The sequence below is a fragment of the Serratia sp. CY71090 genome (assembly GCF_052166845.1).
Lineage (GTDB): Bacteria > Pseudomonadota > Gammaproteobacteria > Enterobacterales > Enterobacteriaceae > Serratia > Serratia nematodiphila.
The window spans coordinates 130245-147320 of record NZ_JBJNOA010000008.1 but is presented as its reverse complement, the minus strand read 5'-3'; the positions used below and the strand labels follow the sequence as shown (position 1 = coordinate 147320).

Genomic DNA, 17076 nt, shown 5'->3' with positions numbered 1-17076 from the left:
TCAGAATGGAGCACAGAAAATGACCATTGCCGTGCAATTCATCGATGTTTCGCGGACTTTCGGCGATGTTCGCGCCGTGGATCGGGTATCCATCGACATTCAGGACGGGGAATTCTTCTCCATGCTCGGGCCGTCCGGCTCGGGCAAAACCACCTGCCTGCGCCTGATCGCCGGCTTTGAACAGCTCACTTCCGGCTCGATTCGCATTCACGGCCAGGAAGCCGCCAACCTGCCGCCGTATCAGCGCGACGTGAATACCGTGTTTCAGGATTACGCGCTGTTTCCGCACATGTCGGTGCTGGAAAACGTCGCCTACGGCCTGATGGTGAAGGGCGTCGCCAAACGCGAGCGACTGGCGCGGGCGCAAGAGGCGCTGGAGAGCGTGGCGCTCGGTTTCGTTGCCGAACGCAAACCGGCGCACCTGTCGGGCGGCCAGCGTCAGCGCGTGGCGTTGGCGCGCGCGCTGGTCAATCGGCCGCGGGTGCTGCTGCTGGACGAGCCGCTCGGCGCGCTGGATCTCAAGCTGCGCGAGCAGATGCAGGGCGAACTGAAGAAGCTGCAGCGCCAGCTGGGCATCACCTTTATCTTCGTCACCCACGATCAAAGCGAAGCGCTGTCGATGTCCGATCGGGTGGCGGTATTCAATAACGGCCGCATCGAGCAGGTGGATACGCCGCGCGAGCTTTACATGCGGCCGAAGACGCCGTTCGTCGCCGAGTTCGTCGGCACCTCCAACGTGGTGCGCAGCGAGCTGGCGCAGCGCCTGCTCGGCGAAAGCCGAACCTTCTCGATCCGGCCGGAGCATATTCGCCTGCTGGAGCAAGGCGGCGCGGCGCAGGACGAAATCCAGGTGCAGGGCACGCTGCAGGAAATCCACTACCAGGGCGCGGCCACGCGCTATGAGATCGCGCTGAACGGCGGCGAAAAGCTGCTGGTCAGCCAGGCCAATCCGCAGTGGATCGCCGAAGGGCTACAGCGGCAGATCGGCCAGCCGATCGTCGCCTGCTGGCCGCGTGCGGCGATGGTGCCGCTGCTGGAGGAGAGGTGAGATGGACATGAGCATCGATTCCCCCCCGGCGCGCGGTGGTAGCGTGCGCGCGCTGTCGACCTGGCTCTATCGCCGGCCGACGCTGTATCTGCTGTTACTGCTGGTGCCGCCGCTGCTGTGGTTCGGCGCGGTGTACCTCGGCTCGCTGCTGACACTGCTGTGGCAGGGGTTCTACACCTTCGACGATTTCACCATGGCGGTGACGCCGGATCTGACCTTCGCCAACCTGGCGGCGCTGTTCAACCCGGCCAACTACGACATCATCCTGCGCACGCTGACCATGGCGGTGCTGGTGTCGCTGGCCAGCGCGGTACTGGCGTTCCCGATCGCCTATTACATGGCGCGCTACACCAGCGGCCGCGTCAAGGCGTTCTTCTACATCGCGGTGATGATGCCGATGTGGGCCAGCTATATCGTTAAAGCCTATGCCTGGACTTTGCTGCTGGCGAAAGACGGCGTGGCGCAGTGGTTCCTGCAGCACCTGGGGCTGGAGCCGCTGTTGGCTTCGCTGCTGACGGTGCCCGGCGTCGGCGGCAATACGCTGTCGACCTCGGGGCTGGGGCGTTTTCTGGTGTTCGTTTATATCTGGCTGCCGTTCATGATCCTTCCGATCCAGGCGGCGCTGGAGCGCCTGCCGCCCTCGCTGCTGCATGCCTCGGCGGATCTGGGCGCCCGGCCGGCGCAGACCTTCCGCCACGTCATTTTGCCGCTGGCGGTGCCGGGCATCGCCGCCGGGTCGATCTTCACCTTTTCGCTGACGCTGGGCGACTTTATCGTGCCGCAGCTGGTGGGGCCGCCGGGCTATTTCATCGGCAGCATGGTGTACGCCCAGCAGGGCGCGATCGGCAATATGCCGATGGCCGCGGCCTTTACGCTGGTGCCGATCGTCCTGATCGCCATCTACCTTTCCATCGTCAAACGTCTGGGGGCTTTCGATGCACTCTGAACGCGCGCCCTTAGGGCTGAAGCTGGCCGCCTGGGGCGGACTTGTCTTCCTGCATTTCCCGTTGGCGATCATCGCCATTTACGCCTTCAACACCGAAGACGCGGCCTTCAGCTTCCCGCCGAAGGGCTTTACGCTGCACTGGTTCAACGTCGCCGCCGGGCGGCAGGACATCCTCGATGCGGTGCTGCTGTCGGCGCAGATCGCCTGCCTGGCGACCGCCATCGCGCTGGTGCTCGGCACCCTGGCGGCGGCGGCGCTGTATCGGCGCGATTTTTTCGGCAAAGACAGCATTTCGCTGCTGCTGCTGCTGCCGATCGCGCTGCCGGGGATCGTCACCGGCCTGGCGCTGCTGGCGGCGTTCAAGGCGCTGAACATCGAGCCGGGCATCCTGACCATCGTCGTCGGCCATGCGACGTTCTGCGTGGTGATCGTGTTCAACAACGTCATCGCCCGATTCCGCCGCACCTCGTACAGCCTGATCGAGGCTTCGATGGATCTCGGCGCCGACGGCTGGCAAACCTTCCGCTATGTGATCTTGCCGAACCTCGGCTCGGCGCTGCTGGCCGGCGGCATGCTGGCGTTTGCGCTGTCGTTCGATGAAATCATCGTGACCACCTTTACCGCCGGCCACGAGCGCACGCTGCCGCTGTGGCTGCTGAACCAGCTCGGTCGCCCGCGCGACGTGCCGATCACCAACGTGGTGGCGCTGTCGGTGATGCTGTTGACCATGCTGCCGATCCTCGGCGCTTACTACCTGACCAAAGGTGGGGAAAGCGTCGCCGGCAGCGGCAAATAATTTCCTTACCCGACCTCTGATAAAAGGATAACCCTATGCAAAGCCAACTGTTGATTGACGGCCAACTGGTGAATGGCCAGGGCGCGACCCAGCCGGTGTATAACCCGGCGACCGGCGAAGTGATCGCGCAGGTGGCGGAGGCCAGCCCGGAGCAGGTCGATCGCGCGGTGCTGGCGGCGGACGCCGCGTTCGCCGCCTGGGGGCAAACCACGCCGAAGGAGCGCGCCGAGCATCTGCTCAAGCTGGCGGATCTGATCGACGAGCATGCCGAGACCTTCGCCAGGCTGGAGTCGCTCAACTGCGGCAAGCCTTATCACTGCGTGCTGAACGACGAGCTGCCGGCGGTGGCCGACGTATTTCGCTTCTTCGCCGGCGCCAGCCGCTGCCTGACCGGCATGGCGGCCGGTGAGTATCTGGCCGGGCACACCTCGATGATCCGCCGCGATCCGCTCGGCGTGGTGGCCTCGATCGCGCCGTGGAACTACCCGCTGATGATGGCGGCCTGGAAACTGGCGCCGGCCTTGGCGGCGGGCAACTGCGTGGTGATCAAGCCTTCGGAGCAGACGCCGCTGACCACCTTCAAACTGGCCGAACTGGCCGCCGGGCTGTTCCCGCCGGGCGTGCTCAACGTGCTGTTCGGGCGCGGCGCCAGCGTGGGCGATCGGCTGACCGGGCATGACAAGGTGCGCATGGTGTCGCTGACCGGGTCGATCGCCACCGGCGAGCACATCATCGCCCACACCGCCGCCGGCATTAAGCGCACCCATATGGAGCTGGGCGGCAAGGCGCCGGTGCTGGTGTTCGACGACGCCGATCTGCAGCAGGTGGTGGACGGCATTCGCGGTTTCGGCTTCTACAACGCCGGGCAGGATTGCACCGCCGCCTGCCGCATCTACGCGCAGAAAAGCATTTATCCCGAGCTGGTGAAGCGGCTGGGCGAGGCGGTGGCTAGCCTGAAGATCGGCGCGCCGGACGACGAGACCACCGAGCTGGGGCCGTTGATTACCGCCCAGCATTTGGAGCGGGTGGCCGGTTTTGTCGAGCGAGCCAAAGCGTTGCCGCATGTGCAGGTAGTGACCGGCGGCGAGAAGGTGAAGGGGCCGGGATACTATTTCCAGCCGACGCTGCTGGCCGGCGCGCGCCAGGACGATGAGATCGTGCAGCGCGAAGTGTTCGGCCCGGTGGTGACGGTGACGCCGTTCGACGACGAAGAGCAGGTACTGGCCTGGGCGAACGAATCCAATTACGGGCTGGCGTCGTCCGTGTGGACCCGCGACGTGGGCCGCGCGCATCGCTTAAGCGCCCGCCTGCAATACGGCTGCACCTGGGTGAACACCCACTTCATGCTGGTGAGCGAAATGCCGCACGGCGGCCAGAAACTGTCCGGCTACGGCAAGGATATGTCAATGTACGGGCTGGAGGATTACACGGCCATTCGTCATGTGATGTTCAAACATTGATTTTACAATAATTATCCGCACAATAGCGCGGCCTTTGGGCCGGCCCCGGCCGGCCGATGATAATAAAAATTGAAAGGAAGCCTATATGGGTATCACCAGACGCGATTTTCTCAACGGGGTGGCGATCACCATCGCCGCCGGGTTGACGCCGCTGCAAATCCTGCGCGCGTCACCGCAAACCGCCAATCAAACCCTGTACTACCCGCCGGCGCTGACCGGGCTGCGGGGTAACCATCCGGGCTCGTTCGAGCATGCGCATCAGCTGGGGCGCGACGGAAAAACCTTTGACTTCGGCAGCGTGCCCGCCGTTGAAGAGTTCGATCTGGTGGTGGTGGGCGCCGGCATCAGCGGCCTGGCGGCCGCCTGTTTCTGGCAGCAGCTGAAGGGCGAGCAGCAGCGCATTCTTTTGATCGACAACCACGACGACTTCGGCGGCCACGCCAAGCGTAACGAGTTCAACAGCGACGACGGCATGCTGCTCGGCTACGGCGGCAGCGAATCGCTGCAGTCGCCGCGCTCCAACTTCAGCCCGGTGGCGATGGGGCTGCTGCGCAAGCTCGGCGTCGATATCGACCAACTGGAACAGGCTTTCGACACCACCTTCTACCCGGATTTGAATTTGAGCCGCGGCGTTTACTTCGATCGCAAGAACTTCGGCGTCGACAAGGTGGTGAGCGGCGATCCGGGCCGCACGGTGGCGGACGACATCCCGCGCGATCGCCTCAACGGCCGCTCTTATGACGCGTTCATCGGCGATTTCCCGCTGCCGGAAAGCGATCGCCAGGCGCTGATCGCGCTGCACACGGTGGAGAAGGATTATCTGCCGGAGATGACGCTGGAGCAGAAGGTCGAGTGGCTCGATACCCACAGCTATACCCAGTTCCTGCGGGAGAAGGTGGGCCTGAGCGAGCTGGCGATCCGTTATTTCCAGCAGACCACCAACGATTTCCAGGCGGTGGGCATCGATGGCACCTCGTGCAGCGATGCGCGCATTTGCGATCTGCCGGGCCTGAACGGCATGAATCTGCCGCCGCTGGACGAAGAGTCGCAGGCGGATCTCGACGATCCTTACGTGTTCCACTTCCCGGACGGCAACGCCACGCTGGCGCGCCTGATGGTGCGCCAACTGATCCCGGCGGTGGCGCCGGCAGGCAAGGACATGAACGACGTGGTGCTGGCTAAATTCGACTACAGCCAGCTCGATCGGCCGGAATCGCCGGTGAAGCTGCGTTTGAACAGCACCGGACTGCACGCGGCCAACGTCGGCGACAAGGTGGAAGTCACCTACATGACCGGCGAGAAGATGACCAAAGTGCGCGCCGGGCAGGTGGTGATGGCCGGCTACAACATGATGATCCCGTATCTGGTGCCGGAGATGGCGCACGAGCAGCAGGAGGCGCTGAAGCAGAACGTCAAGGCGCCGCTGGTGTACAGCAAGGTGGTGATCCGCAACTGGCAGCCGTTCATCAAGCTGGGCGTGCACGAGGTCTATTCGCCGGCCGCGCCGTACAGCCGCGTGAAGCTGGACTATCCGGTGAGCATGGGCGGGTATCAGCACCCGCGCGATCCGGATCGGCCGATCGGCCTGCATATGGTGTATGTGCCGACGCTGCCGGGCAGCGGCCTCAGCACGCGCGAACAGTCGCGCAAAGGGCGCGCGCTGCTGCTGGGCACGCCGTTCGAAGTGCACGAACAGATGATCCGCGAACAGCTGCAGGGCATGCTGGGCGAGGCCGGTTTCGATCATCAGCGCGACATTCAGGCGATCACCGTCAACCGCTGGTCGCACGGTTACTCCTACTTCCTCAATGGGCTGTTTGACGACGAAGACGAAGCCAAGAAAATCATCGAAACGGCGCGGCAGCCGATCGGCAAGATCGCCATCGCCAACTCCGATGCCGACTGGAGCCCGTACGCCAACTCGGCGATCGATCAGGCGTGGCGCGCGGTTAACGAACTGGCCTACGGCAAGGTTGCCGCCAAGGAGGGAGCATGAGTCTGCGTTCGCTGTACCTGTTGAGCCTGCTGGCCGCCGGCGGCTCGGCCCAGGCGATGTCGGCCGGGGAATACGTCGCCAAAGCCGGTGACTGCACCGCCTGCCATACCGCGCCGGGCGGCGCCGAATTGGCGGGCGGCATGAAGTTCCCGACGCCGCTCGGGGCTATCTACGCCACCAACATCACGCCGGACAAGCTGCACGGCATCGGCGCTTACTCATTCGAAGAGTTCGATCGCGCCATGCGTCAGGGGATCGCCAAAGACGGTCACCGGCTTTATCCGGCGATGCCGTACACCTCGTACGCCAAAATGAGCGCGGAAGACATGCGTGCGCTGTATGACTATCTGATGAACGAGGTGCCGGCGCAGAACGTCGCCAACCGCGACAGCGACATCACTTGGCCGCTGTCGATGCGCTGGCCGCTGGCGGTGTGGAACCAGCTGTTCCACGACGACCAGCCGTATCAGGCCGATCCGCAGCAAAGCGCCGAGTGGAACCGCGGCGCCTACCTGGTGCAGGGCGCGGGCCACTGCGGCAGCTGCCATACGCCGCGCGGTTGGGCGATGCAGGAGAAGGGCCTGGACGGTAAGGAGCCGGTGTTCCTGAGCGGCGCCGAGCTGGACGGCTGGTACGCCTCCAATCTGCGCGGCCTGCCGCCGGAAGAGGTGACGGCGCTGCTGAAAACCGGCCGCAGCCGCCATGCGGCGGTCGCCGGGCCAATGAGCGAGGTGGTGACCCACAGCACGCAGTACCTCAGCGACGGCGATCTGAACGCCATCGCGGTGTACCTGCGCAGCCTGGCGCCGGACACCGCCGCCAAACCTGCCTCATCTGCTGCGCAGGCGGATAATTCGGGCGGCAAGGCGACCTATGCGATGTACTGCTCGACCTGCCACGGCAATAAGGGGGAGGGCACCGACTTCGCCATTCCGGCGCTGGCAGGCAATGCCACGGTAACGGCGGATAATCCGCTGACCGCGCTGCGGGTGGTGCTGGAAGGGGCGCATACGCCGATCACGCAACAGGCGATGGCGTTCGACATGCCGGCTTACGGCTGGGCGTTGAACGATCGGCAAGCGGCCGATCTGATGAGCTATCTGCGGGGAAGCTGGGGCAACCAGGCGGCGCCGGTGACGGTGCAGCAGGTGCAGGACGCGCGCCAACTGCAGGAGAAATGAAGGGGGAGCGCGGTCTGACGGCCGCGCTCCGCACGCATTACAGCACCTTATGCGGGCCGAAGCATTCGTAGTGGATGCGTTCGGCCTCTACGCCCATCTCCAGCAGCTGTTTGCCCACGAACTGCATGAAGGCCACCGGGCCGCAGAAGTAATAGTGCATTTGCGGATCGGCCAGGCTGCCTTGCAGCGCGCTCAAATCCATCAATCCGCGGCTGTGGTAGTCGCGGCCTTCCTCGTCATCGGCGCCCGGCTCGCGGTACCACACATGGCGGCTCAGATTCGGCATGCGCCCGGCAATATCAGCCACTTCCTCGGCAAAGGCGTGCACGCTGCCGTTTTCCGCCGCGTGCAGCCAGTGGACCTGTGCCTGATGTTGGCTGTCGTGCAGGCTGTTGAGCATGCCGAGCATTGGGGTTTGGCCGACGCCGGCGGAGATCAGCGCCACCGGCGTGGTCGGCGCCACGTCGAGGAAGAAGTCGCCGTGCGGCGGGGCGATGTCGATCACGTCGCCTTCCTGCGCCTGCTGGTGCAGGTAGTTGGACACTTTACCCTGATCTTCACGCTTCACCGCGATGCGGTAGAACTCGCCGTTCGGCGAGGTGGTCAGCGAGTACTGGCGAATTTCCTGATGCTCCAGGCTGTCGTGCTTGATGTAGACCGCCAGGTATTGCCCCGGTTTGAAGTCCGCCACCCGGCCGCCGTCCACCGGCGCCAGCACGAAGCTGCAGATCACGTCGCTCTGCGGCTGTTTCTTCAGGATGCGGAACGCGCGCAGATCGCGCCAGCCGCCGTTGTCGGTTTCGCTCTGCTGATAAATCTGCTCTTCACGCTGAATAAACACGTTGGCCAGCACGCCGTAGGCTTTGCCCCAGGCGTCCAGCACTTCCTGACCCGGGCTGAACATTTCGTCCAGCGTCGCCAGCAGGTGGCCGCCGACGATGTTGTACTGCTCCGGCTGGATATTGAAGCTGGTGTGCTTCTGCGCGATGCGCTCCACCGCCGGCAGCAGCGCCGCCAGGTTCTCGATGTTGGCGGCATAGGCGCAGATGGCGTCGAACAGCGCCTGACGCTGATCGCCGTTGCGCTGATTGCTCATATTGAAAATGTCTTTCAATTCCGGGTTGTGGGCGAACATGCGATCGTAAAAGTGGGCGGTCAGCTTCGGCCCGGTTGCTGCCAGCAGGGGGATGGTGGATTTCACGGTGGCGATGGTTTGGCTATCCAGCATGGGAGCGCTCCTTGGGTTGGGATCTTGACGAGAATTTTAATGATGTATTTTAAATGCATCTTATTGGGTTCCGCGCCGCTTGTAAATACCCTTGTTTTCGTTGCGGTGTTCTTCGGGCGTCGATCGCGCTCACAGAACATGAAAAAAGCGCATTGTTCGCATGAGGAAATGTCCGTTGATAAACGGCGGCGTTTCGCGGATCAAAGCCTTGCGCCGCCTTATGCCAATCGTTTGCGTAAAAACCTCTGTCAAGACCTATCTTCGGTAGGGCGAAACGGTTTACACTGTGGCCCAGACCCCAAACGGGTAGTTATTTGGTGATTTTTTAGTTAGCTGATTTAAGTCAGGAGATGCCGGATGTTAAAGCGTGAAATGAACATTGCCGATTACGATGCGGAACTGTGGCGTGCCATGGAGCAGGAAGTGGTGCGTCAGGAAGAGCACATCGAGCTGATCGCGTCTGAGAACTACACCAGCCCGCGCGTAATGCAGGCTCAGGGTTCCCAGCTGACCAACAAATACGCTGAAGGCTATCCGGGCAAGCGTTACTACGGCGGCTGCGAATACGTGGATATCGTTGAGCAGCTGGCTATCGACCGCGCCAAAGAATTGTTCGGCGCCGATTACGCCAACGTGCAGCCGCACTCCGGCTCCCAGGCTAACTTCGCCGTGTACACCGCGCTGCTGCAGCCGGGCGACACCATTCTGGGCATGAACCTGGCGCACGGCGGCCACCTGACCCACGGTTCCCCGGTTAACCTGTCCGGCAAACTGTATAACGTGGTGCCTTACGGCATCGACGACAAAGGTCAAATCGACTATGACGATCTGGCCAAACAGGCGCAAACCCACAAGCCGAAAATGATCATCGGCGGCTTCTCCGCCTACTCCGGCGTGGTTGACTGGGCCAAAATGCGCGAAATCGCCGACAGCATCGGCGCTTACCTGTTCGTCGACATGGCGCACGTGGCCGGTCTGATCGCCGCCGGCGTGTACCCGAACCCGGTGCCGCACGCGCACATCGTCACCACCACCACCCACAAAACCCTGGCGGGCCCGCGCGGCGGCCTGATCCTGGCGAAGGGCGGCGACGAAGAGCTGTACAAGAAGCTGAACTCCGCCGTGTTCCCTGGCGGCCAGGGCGGCCCGCTGATGCACGTGATCGCCGGCAAGGCGGTAGCGCTGAAAGAAGCGATGGAGCCTGAGTTCAAGGTTTACCAGCAGCAAGTGGCGGTCAACGCCAAGGCGATGGTGGACGTGTTCCTGCAGCGCGGCTATAAAGTGGTCTCCGGCGGCACCCATAACCACCTGTTCCTGCTGGATCTGGTCGACAAAAACCTGACCGGTAAAGAAGCTGACGCCGCCCTGGGCCGCGCCAACATCACCGTCAACAAAAACAGCGTGCCGAACGATCCGAAGAGCCCGTTCGTCACCTCCGGTGTGCGTATCGGCACCCCGGCCGTGACCCGTCGCGGCTTCAAAGAAGCCGACGTGCGCGAACTGGCCGGTTGGATCTGTGATGTGCTGGACAACATCAACGATGAAGCCACCATCGAACGCACCAAGAAGAAAGTGCTGGATATCTGCGCCCGCCTGCCGGTTTACGCCTAATCCCGCTTTCGCCTGACAAAACCCGCTGCGGCGGGTTTTTTTATGGCCGCTTGCGGCAAACTGTGAGCTGTCTGGCACTCTAACGCATTGAAGTGGAATGAAGATTGCGGGCCGGTGTGAGCTCTGTCAAAGTATTGCCCTCACACCGGAGGGATCATGGTTCTGCAATCCACGCGTTGGCTCGCGCTCAGTTATTTCACCTACTTCTTTTCCTATGGCATCTTCTTACCGTTCTGGGGCGTGTGGCTGAAAGGCGAGGGCATCGCGCCCGAAACCATCGGCATGTTGCTCGGCGCCGGTTTGGTGGCCCGCTTCCTCGGCAGTTTATTGATTGCTCCCCGCGTTAAAGATCCCTCTCATCTGGTCTCCGCCTTGCGCCTGCTGGCGCTGCTGACCCTGGCTTTCGCGGTTGGCTTCTGCTTCGGCAACGGCTGGGGCTGGCTGATGCTGGTGATAGCGGGGTTCAACCTGTTCTTCTCGCCGCTGGTGCCATTGACCGACGCGCTGGCCGCCACCTGGCAAAAGCAAATCCGCATGGACTACGGCCGGGTGCGGCTGTGGGGCTCGCTGGCGTTCGTCATCGGCTCGGCGCTGACCGGGCAGCTGGTGGCGGTGTGGGGCCATAACGCCATTCTCTACAGCCTGATCTTCAGCGTGCTGGCGATGCTGCTGGGCATGTTGCTGAAGCCGAGCGTGATGCCGCAGGGCGAAACGCGCACGCACGGCGGAGCCGAGCGTTCGCTGTGGGCGCTGTTGAAAGAAGGGCCGGTGTGGCGCTTCCTGCTGTGCGTCACGCTGCTGCAGGGGGCGCACGCCGGCTACTACAGCTTCGGCTCCATTTACTGGCAGGAGGCGGGCTATTCGGCCTCGACCATCGGCTATCTGTGGTCGCTGGGCGTGGTGGCGGAGGTGATTATTTTCGCCAGCAGCAACGTGCTGTTCCGCCGCTGGAATGCGCGCAACCTGCTGCTGCTTTCCGCCTGCTGCGGCGTGCTGCGCTGGAGCCTGATGGCCTACAGCACCGAGCTGGGTTGGCTGCTGCTGATCCAGATCCTGCACTGCGGCACCTTCACCGTGTGCCATCTGGCGGCGATGCGCTTTATCGCCGCGCGCCAGGGGCAAGAGGTGATCCGGCTGCAGGCGGTGTATTCGGCGTTGGCGATGGGCGGCGGTATCGCCGTCATGACGGTCATTGCCGGGTTCCTGTTCGAACATTGGCAGGGCGGGGTATTCTGGGTGATGGCGGCGGTCGCGGCGCCGGCCTTGTTCATCCGGCCGCCGGCGGTCAGCGTCAGCCGGTGATTAAGGCGCTTCCAGCAGCGCGCGAATGGCCTGGCGCTGCCGGGTTTCCAGCGGCAGTTCGGTATAGATCAGCGGCGGGTGCGGATCGTTGTGCACCGCCGCATAAGGGGTGATCACCAGCGTGACGCCCTGCGGCGCGCCGCCGCGCAGATAGTCGCTCAGCGGTAGGTATTTGATGTTCAGCGGCAGCAGCGTGAGCTCGCGGATCTGATATTCCACTTCCTCTTCCAGCTGCGGATTGTCCAGCGTCAGCAGCAGCACCTGTTTTTCCTGCAGCGCGTTGTCCTGCATCAGCCAGGCGCCGAAGCTGATGGCCACCAGGCCCGCCTCCTCGTTGGAAAAATGCACGCCGTACTCCTGCTCCAGCGGTATCAGCGCTTCCTGTGTGGTGCGCATCAGCCGCGGGTATTTGCGCACCACGTCTTCCAGCAGCATATTGTCGATGCCGATGGCGAAACGGCAGCGCTCCAGCGCCGGCGCCAGGTGGGCGAACAGCTGGCTGACCAGCTCGGCCTTGCTGCTGAAGGCCATGCCGGAAAGTTGCTGGAAACGCTCGACCATGCTGTCGATCGCCGCCATCAATCTCTGCTCTTGCGCCGAGTCATTGCTGTGGTAGCTGTGATTTTTCAACAGGGTGAAGGTCAGCGCCAAAAAATCGCGCTCGTCCGCGTGCGGCGGCTGGTTAAACAGCCGGTTGCAGGCCTGATGCAGCCAGGCAGCGGCCTGCTGCTCCGGCTTTTGCCGCAGCCAGTCGCGTTGAACGGCGTCGAAACGCGGATGGCGCTGCAGGCGGTTTTGCCAGGCGCAGTAGAGCAGATAATGCTGCAGGAATTGGCGGTCGCGCGCGTCGAAGTGGCGGTTGAGCAGCGGCTCGCAGGCATCTATCACTTGAGCCAGCTGCGACGCCGACCCGGCATCGGCCGTCAGCGCCAGCCGCAGGCGCGGGGCGAAGTCGCTTTCGACGAACTGCGGGCTGCAGCGCAGGGCCCGCCGCAGCCAATGGATCAGGCACAGGCGTTGGTCGAGCGCGCGGCCCCGCAGTTGGTAGCCATGGTCGGGATCGACGGCGATCTCCAGGTGGTGGAAACGCTGGATTTCACTGGCCACCTCGGCTATATCTTGCCGGGTTATCGGGGGGGCGACGCCGTTGATTCGGCTTAGGGTCTCCAGCTGTAACTCGGGCTCCGGCGTGTACAGCATCAGCAGCAGATGGCAGCGCCGTTGTTGTCCGGAGAGCTCGGGCACGGGAGAGGTGTCCAGGCTCATTATCACCTTCCGGCATAAAAGGTTGCGATTATGCCTAAGCATAGCAAAAGGCTTTGTAACGTCAGGATGACAGCGCGGCTTTTACTTCGGCTTACAACTTTCGTCACAAATATCGCCGGGAGAGGCGGGCCGTTCGGCAGTTATTTGTGTTACGTTATAACAAATACAGGTAAGACAGGATAATGATGAAGTTACGTCGTCTTTTGGCTGCCCTCGGCGCCGTGTTCAGCGCCGGTGCGATCGCTCATCCGCACAGCTTTATCGATATGAACACCACCTTTGTCGCCAAAGACCAGCGGCTGGTTGGCCTGAAAATGGTGTGGGTGATGGATGAAATCACCTCGGCGGATCTGCTCTACGATGCGAAAAACGCCAAGAGCGATTCGGAAGTGTGGAAAAAGCTGGCGGCGGAAGTGATGGCCAACGTGCTGGGGCAGCACTATTTCACCGACCTTTACCGCGGCGGTAAGCCGGTGAAATACCTGAACTTGCCCAGCGAATATCACCTGTCGCGCCAGGGCAACCAGGCGGTGCTGGAGTTCGTGCTGCCGTTGGCCGAGCCGCAGCCGCTGGCGGGCAAGCCGTTCGAGCTTTCTACTTACGATCCGACTTATTTCGTGGATATGACCTATAAAGACCAAAATGCGCTGCATTTGCCGCCGGAGATGGCGCAGCAGTGCAGCTACAAGCTGATGACGCCGAAGCCGAATGCGTCGCTGCAGGCCTATGCGCTGTCGCTCGACAAGAACGACTCGCCCGGCGAAGATCTGGCGCTGGGGCAGCAGTTCGCCCAGCGGGTGACGCTGCAATGTCGCTGAATCTCTCGCAACCGACGACGAGCCGGCGCCACTGGGCCTTCGGCCTGTGGCCGCTGCTGCCGTTTACGCTGGCGCTGGCGGCCGCCGCGTTGCTGGCGTGGCACTACTGGCCGCAGCTGCTGATGCAGAGCGTGGTATGGCAAAAAGCGCTGCACCAGCAGATGGCGGGGCTGTTGCAGCAGGTGAAGGCCGCGCCGCAGCAGGCCGGGCTGGCGCTGATGCTGTTCAGCCTCGGCTATGGCGTCTTGCATGCGCTCGGCCCCGGCCACGGCAAAGTGGTGATCGCCACCTATCTGGCTACCCACCCGGCGCGGCTGAAAAGCAGCCTGAAGCTGACCTTCGCCGCTTCGCTGGTGCAGGGGCTGGTGGCGATCGCGCTGGTCACGTTGATGCTGGTGGTGTTGCAGCTCTCTTCGCGCCAGCTGCACCAAAGCAGCTTTTGGCTGGAGAAGGGCAGTTTTATTCTGGTGATGCTGCTTGGCGTGCTGCTGAGTTGGCGCGCGCTGAAACGTCTGTTTGCGGCGATCAAGGCGATGCGCCCGGCGCCGGCGCTGCGCATCAACAGCCTGACGCCGCTGGCGGCGGATCATGTCCACAGCGCCAATTGCGGCTGCGGCCACCGGCATCTGCCGAGCGACAGCGAGCTGCAGGCGGGAAGCGATTGGCGCACTCAGGCCGCCATCGTGCTGGCGATGGGCATGCGTCCCTGTTCGGGGGCGATTTTGGTGTTGCTGTTTTCCAAGGTGATCGGCGTGTTTGGCTGGGGAGTGATCTCCGCGCTGGCGATGGCATTCGGCACCTCGTTGACCATCTCCATGCTGGCGCTGCTGGTGCATTACAGCCGCCGGCTGGCGGTGCGCCTCAGCCGTTCGCGCGCGCCCGCCGCCTGGAGCGCGGTGGCCTGGGGTTCGCTGGCGCTGGCCGGTGGCCTGATCCTGCTGGCCGCCGGGCTGCTGTTGTACGTCAGCGCGCAGCCGGAATTCGGCGGTGGCATCCGCCCCTTCTCTCGCTAACGGGCATAAAAAAAGCGCTGCATCGGCAGCGCTTTTTTTTCGGTTCGCTTCTGGCGATTAACGCTTCAGCGCTTCGCTCAGTTCTTCACGCATGGTGGCCAGCATGGCTTTCACCACGCGCGGGTTGCCTGCGACCACGTTGCCGGAGCTGAAGTGGTTGTGGCCGCCGACGAAGTCGGTGACCAGGCCGCCGGCTTCACGCACCAGCAGTTCGCCTGCGGCGAAGTCCCACGGCTTCAGACCGATTTCGAAGAAACCGTCCACGCGGCCGGCGGCGACATAGGCCAGATCCAGCGCAGCGGAACCGGTGCGGCGGAAGTCCGCGCACTGGGTGAACAGTTTGCCGACGATGTTGATGTAAGGCGTGGCGTGCTGTTTGACTTTGAACGGGAAGCCGGTCGCCAGGATGGTGCCATCCAGATCTTTGGCGTTGGTGCCGCGCAGACGGTAACCGTTGAGCTGTGCGCCCTGGCCGCGCGTGGCGGTGAACAGTTCGTTGCGCATCGGATCGTAAACCACGGCCACTTCGGTACGGCCTTTGATGCGTACGGCGATGGAAACGGAGAAATGAGGGAAGCGTTTGATGAAGTTTGCAGTGCCATCCAGTGGATCGATCACCCATTGCACATCGCGATCTTCGCCGATCAGCTCACCGCGTTCTTCGCTCACGATACTGTGTTGCGGATAAGACTTGCGGATGACGTCGATGATCAGATGCTCTGCATCGCGATCGACGTTGGTGACGAAGTCATTGGTCCCTTTCTGGCTCGCTTCTACAGCGTCCGGGGTTTCGTAGTTTTTGGCAATCAGGTTACCGGCCTTGCGCGCAGCGCGCACGGCGATAGTCAGCATCGGATGCATGGGTATCTTCCAACTAGGATGTTAAAGAACAGGAAACGGCGCGAAGTATAGCAGCTGTTCGGCAAATTGCCTACGGCTGTGTTAAGATGCTGCGATTTTCCGCCACGCTCAGAGTTTGTATGCTGCACAATATCCGCATTGTTCTGGTAGAGACTTCACATACCGGCAACATGGGCTCGACCGCCAGAGCCATGAAAACCATGGGTTTAACCAACCTTTATCTGGTTAATCCGCTGATCAAACCCGATTCTCAGGCCATCGCCCTGGCCGCCGGCGCCAGCGACGTGATCGGCAACGCCACCATCGTCGATACCCTCGATGACGCCATCGCCGGCTGCAGCCTGGTGGTGGGCACCAGCGCACGTTCTCGCACCTTGCCGTGGCCGATGCTGGAGCCGCGCGAATGCGGCGTGCGCGCGGTGCATGAAGGCGAGCACGCGCCGGTGGCGCTGGTGTTCGGCCGCGAACGCGTCGGGCTGACCAACGATGAATTGCAAAAATGCCACTACCACGTCGCCATTCCGGCCAACCCGGACTACAGCTCGCTGAACCTGGCGATGGCGGTGCAGATCCTGGCGTACGAAGTGCGCGTGGCTTACCTCGATCGCCAACAGGCGGGCGCGCCACAGCTGGAAGAGACGCCGTATCCGCTGGTGGACGACCTCGAGCGTTTCTATCAGCATCTGGAGCAGACGCTGCAGCGCACCGGTTTCATTCGCCCGTCGCATCCGGGCCAGGTGATGAACCGTCTGCGTCGGCTGTTCACCCGCGCGCGCCCGGAAGGGCAGGAGCTGAATATCCTGCGCGGCATGCTGACGTCGATCGAGAAACAGGATAAACATCAAGGTAATTAATTGATGTGGCATCACGGTGGCGACAATAGTATTAGTTATCCAAAGGTTATAACATGTATTTTATATACCTTTGTTCTTGCTAAGTTCAAAACGTGCTAATACTTGAGTTAATTACTGGGTTAAATAGTTGACTGTTTTACTCGGGAATGTCAGACTTTCGGCCATATTTGACCAACAGGTAACCATTGAGCTATGAGACTGACATCCAAAGGCCGTTATGCCGTAACCGCTATGCTCGACGTAGCGCTGCATTCTCAGGAAGGGCCGGTGCCACTGGCGGACATTTCCGAACGCCAGGGTATTTCGCTCTCTTATCTGGAACAATTATTCTCCCGTCTGCGCAAGAATGGCCTGGTGGCCAGCGTGCGCGGTCCGGGCGGTGGTTATCTGCTGGGTAAAGACGCGGGTGAGATCGCCGTTGGCGCTGTCATCACTGCTGTCGATGAATCGGTAGATGCAACCCGTTGCCAGGGCAAAGAAGGCTGTCAGGGCGGCGATCGCTGCTTGACCCACGCCCTGTGGCGCGATCTGAGCGAGCGCATCAGCGGGTTCCTGAACAATATTACGCTGGCAGAACTGGTCAACAACCAGGAAGTGCTGGTGGTGGCGGATCGTCAAAACAACGATACGCGCCGCACGGCCAACGGCCGTCCGCAAGAAACTATCAACGTTAATCTGCGCGCATAAGCAGCTGGC

At 62.3% G+C, this 17076-nt stretch carries 15 protein-coding genes; 12 read left to right on the top strand and 3 right to left on the bottom strand.

The window, feature by feature from the left end:
- The first annotated feature begins 19 nt into the window (after window positions 1-19).
- From ACJ8OK_RS16210 to ACJ8OK_RS16185, 6 genes are all read left to right on the top strand, one after another.
- Window positions 20-1048, top strand: a complete 1029-nt coding sequence (locus ACJ8OK_RS16210) for an ABC transporter ATP-binding protein (RefSeq protein WP_033632316.1) — start codon at window positions 20-22, stop codon at window positions 1046-1048.
- Window position 1049: 1 nt separating this feature from the next.
- Window positions 1050-1994 (top strand): ABC transporter permease, encoded by a 945-nt coding sequence (locus tag ACJ8OK_RS16205; RefSeq protein ID WP_021504515.1) that lies wholly within the window; start codon window positions 1050-1052, stop codon window positions 1992-1994.
- Window positions 1984-2790: an ABC transporter permease gene (locus ACJ8OK_RS16200; RefSeq protein WP_004941378.1), complete on the top strand. Its 807-nt coding sequence runs from the start codon at window positions 1984-1986 to the stop codon at window positions 2788-2790. The genes ACJ8OK_RS16205 and ACJ8OK_RS16200 overlap by 11 nt, the downstream gene beginning before the upstream one ends.
- 35 nt (window positions 2791-2825) lie before the next feature.
- Window positions 2826-4250 (top strand): aminobutyraldehyde dehydrogenase, encoded by a 1425-nt coding sequence (gene patD / locus ACJ8OK_RS16195; RefSeq protein ID WP_033632318.1) that lies wholly within the window; start codon window positions 2826-2828, stop codon window positions 4248-4250.
- Window positions 4251-4335: 85 nt separating this feature from the next.
- A complete protein-coding gene (locus ACJ8OK_RS16190; protein ID WP_060560068.1) occupies window positions 4336-6246 on the top strand; it encodes an NAD(P)-binding protein in 1911 nt (636 codons plus the stop codon).
- On the top strand, window positions 6243-7427 hold the full coding sequence (locus ACJ8OK_RS16185; RefSeq protein ID WP_135638511.1) for a c-type cytochrome: 1185 nt from the start codon (window positions 6243-6245) through the stop codon (window positions 7425-7427). The genes ACJ8OK_RS16190 and ACJ8OK_RS16185 overlap by 4 nt, the downstream gene beginning before the upstream one ends.
- Before the next feature lie 37 nt (window positions 7428-7464).
- Here ACJ8OK_RS16185 and hmpA read toward each other — a convergent pair whose 3' ends face one another.
- On the bottom strand, window positions 7465-8655 hold the full coding sequence (hmpA, locus tag ACJ8OK_RS16180) for an NO-inducible flavohemoprotein (protein WP_442530687.1): 1191 nt from the start codon (window positions 8653-8655) through the stop codon (window positions 7465-7467).
- Window positions 8656-9012: 357 nt separating this feature from the next.
- Between hmpA and glyA the strand changes: the two genes are divergently transcribed.
- Entirely contained in the window at window positions 9013-10266 is a 1254-nt protein-coding gene (glyA, locus tag ACJ8OK_RS16175) for a serine hydroxymethyltransferase (protein ID WP_025303922.1), read from the top strand.
- A 156-nt stretch (window positions 10267-10422) separates the two neighbouring features.
- Window positions 10423-11568 (top strand): 3-phenylpropionate MFS transporter, encoded by a 1146-nt coding sequence (locus ACJ8OK_RS16170; RefSeq protein ID WP_049278282.1) that lies wholly within the window; start codon window positions 10423-10425, stop codon window positions 11566-11568.
- Here the strand turns inward: ACJ8OK_RS16170 and csiE are convergent, their stop codons facing one another.
- On the bottom strand, window positions 11569-12834 hold the full coding sequence (gene csiE / locus ACJ8OK_RS16165) for a stationary phase inducible protein CsiE (RefSeq protein WP_135638509.1): 1266 nt from the start codon (window positions 12832-12834) through the stop codon (window positions 11569-11571).
- Between the two features lie 182 nt (window positions 12835-13016).
- Here csiE and ACJ8OK_RS16160 point away from each other — a divergent pair, with 182 nt between their 5' ends.
- Both ACJ8OK_RS16160 and ACJ8OK_RS16155 read left to right on the top strand, forming a co-directional pair.
- On the top strand, window positions 13017-13652 hold the full coding sequence (locus ACJ8OK_RS16160) for a DUF1007 family protein (RefSeq protein WP_050501234.1): 636 nt from the start codon (window positions 13017-13019) through the stop codon (window positions 13650-13652).
- Window positions 13643-14665: a nickel/cobalt transporter gene (locus ACJ8OK_RS16155; protein ID WP_060560064.1), complete on the top strand. Its 1023-nt coding sequence runs from the start codon at window positions 13643-13645 to the stop codon at window positions 14663-14665. The genes ACJ8OK_RS16160 and ACJ8OK_RS16155 overlap by 10 nt, the downstream gene beginning before the upstream one ends.
- A 57-nt stretch (window positions 14666-14722) precedes the next feature.
- Here ACJ8OK_RS16155 and suhB read toward each other — a convergent pair whose 3' ends face one another.
- Complete coding sequence (gene suhB / locus ACJ8OK_RS16150; RefSeq protein ID WP_004941400.1) at window positions 14723-15526, bottom strand: inositol-1-monophosphatase; 804 nt, start codon at window positions 15524-15526, stop codon at window positions 14723-14725.
- A gap of 119 nt (window positions 15527-15645) precedes the next feature.
- Between suhB and trmJ the strand changes: the two genes are divergently transcribed.
- Both trmJ and iscR read left to right on the top strand, forming a co-directional pair.
- Window positions 15646-16380: a tRNA (cytosine(32)/uridine(32)-2'-O)-methyltransferase TrmJ gene (gene trmJ, locus ACJ8OK_RS16145; RefSeq protein WP_015378781.1), complete on the top strand. Its 735-nt coding sequence runs from the start codon at window positions 15646-15648 to the stop codon at window positions 16378-16380.
- 192 nt (window positions 16381-16572) lie between these two features.
- On the top strand, window positions 16573-17067 hold the full coding sequence (gene iscR / locus ACJ8OK_RS16140) for a Fe-S cluster assembly transcriptional regulator IscR (protein ID WP_004941404.1): 495 nt from the start codon (window positions 16573-16575) through the stop codon (window positions 17065-17067).
- The last annotated feature ends 9 nt before the right edge of the window (window positions 17068-17076 follow it).

Excerpts from the sequence above, each read along its gene's own strand:
- ACJ8OK_RS16190 (WP_060560068.1), top strand. The coding sequence starts at position 4,336 with ATGGGTATCACCAGACGCGATTTTCTCAACGGGGTGGCGATCACCATC.
- ACJ8OK_RS16185 (WP_135638511.1), top strand. The coding sequence starts at position 6,243 with ATGAGTCTGCGTTCGCTGTACCTGTTGAGCCTGCTGGCCGCCGGCGGC.
- ACJ8OK_RS16155 (WP_060560064.1), top strand. The coding sequence starts at position 13,643 with ATGTCGCTGAATCTCTCGCAACCGACGACGAGCCGGCGCCACTGGGCC.
- ACJ8OK_RS16200 (WP_004941378.1), top strand. The coding sequence starts at position 1,984 with ATGCACTCTGAACGCGCGCCCTTAGGGCTGAAGCTGGCCGCCTGGGGC.
- ACJ8OK_RS16160 (WP_050501234.1), top strand. The coding sequence starts at position 13,017 with ATGATGAAGTTACGTCGTCTTTTGGCTGCCCTCGGCGCCGTGTTCAGC.
- suhB (WP_004941400.1), bottom strand. The coding sequence starts at position 15,526 with ATGCATCCGATGCTGACTATCGCCGTGCGCGCTGCGCGCAAGGCCGGT.
- patD (WP_033632318.1), top strand. The coding sequence starts at position 2,826 with ATGCAAAGCCAACTGTTGATTGACGGCCAACTGGTGAATGGCCAGGGC.
- trmJ (WP_015378781.1), top strand. The coding sequence starts at position 15,646 with ATGCTGCACAATATCCGCATTGTTCTGGTAGAGACTTCACATACCGGC.
- csiE (WP_135638509.1), bottom strand. The coding sequence starts at position 12,834 with ATGAGCCTGGACACCTCTCCCGTGCCCGAGCTCTCCGGACAACAACGG.
- glyA (WP_025303922.1), top strand. The coding sequence starts at position 9,013 with ATGTTAAAGCGTGAAATGAACATTGCCGATTACGATGCGGAACTGTGG.
- hmpA (WP_442530687.1), bottom strand. The coding sequence starts at position 8,655 with ATGCTGGATAGCCAAACCATCGCCACCGTGAAATCCACCATCCCCCTG.
- ACJ8OK_RS16210 (WP_033632316.1), top strand. The coding sequence starts at position 20 with ATGACCATTGCCGTGCAATTCATCGATGTTTCGCGGACTTTCGGCGAT.
- iscR (WP_004941404.1), top strand. The coding sequence starts at position 16,573 with ATGAGACTGACATCCAAAGGCCGTTATGCCGTAACCGCTATGCTCGAC.
- ACJ8OK_RS16205 (WP_021504515.1), top strand. The coding sequence starts at position 1,050 with ATGGACATGAGCATCGATTCCCCCCCGGCGCGCGGTGGTAGCGTGCGC.
- ACJ8OK_RS16170 (WP_049278282.1), top strand. The coding sequence starts at position 10,423 with ATGGTTCTGCAATCCACGCGTTGGCTCGCGCTCAGTTATTTCACCTAC.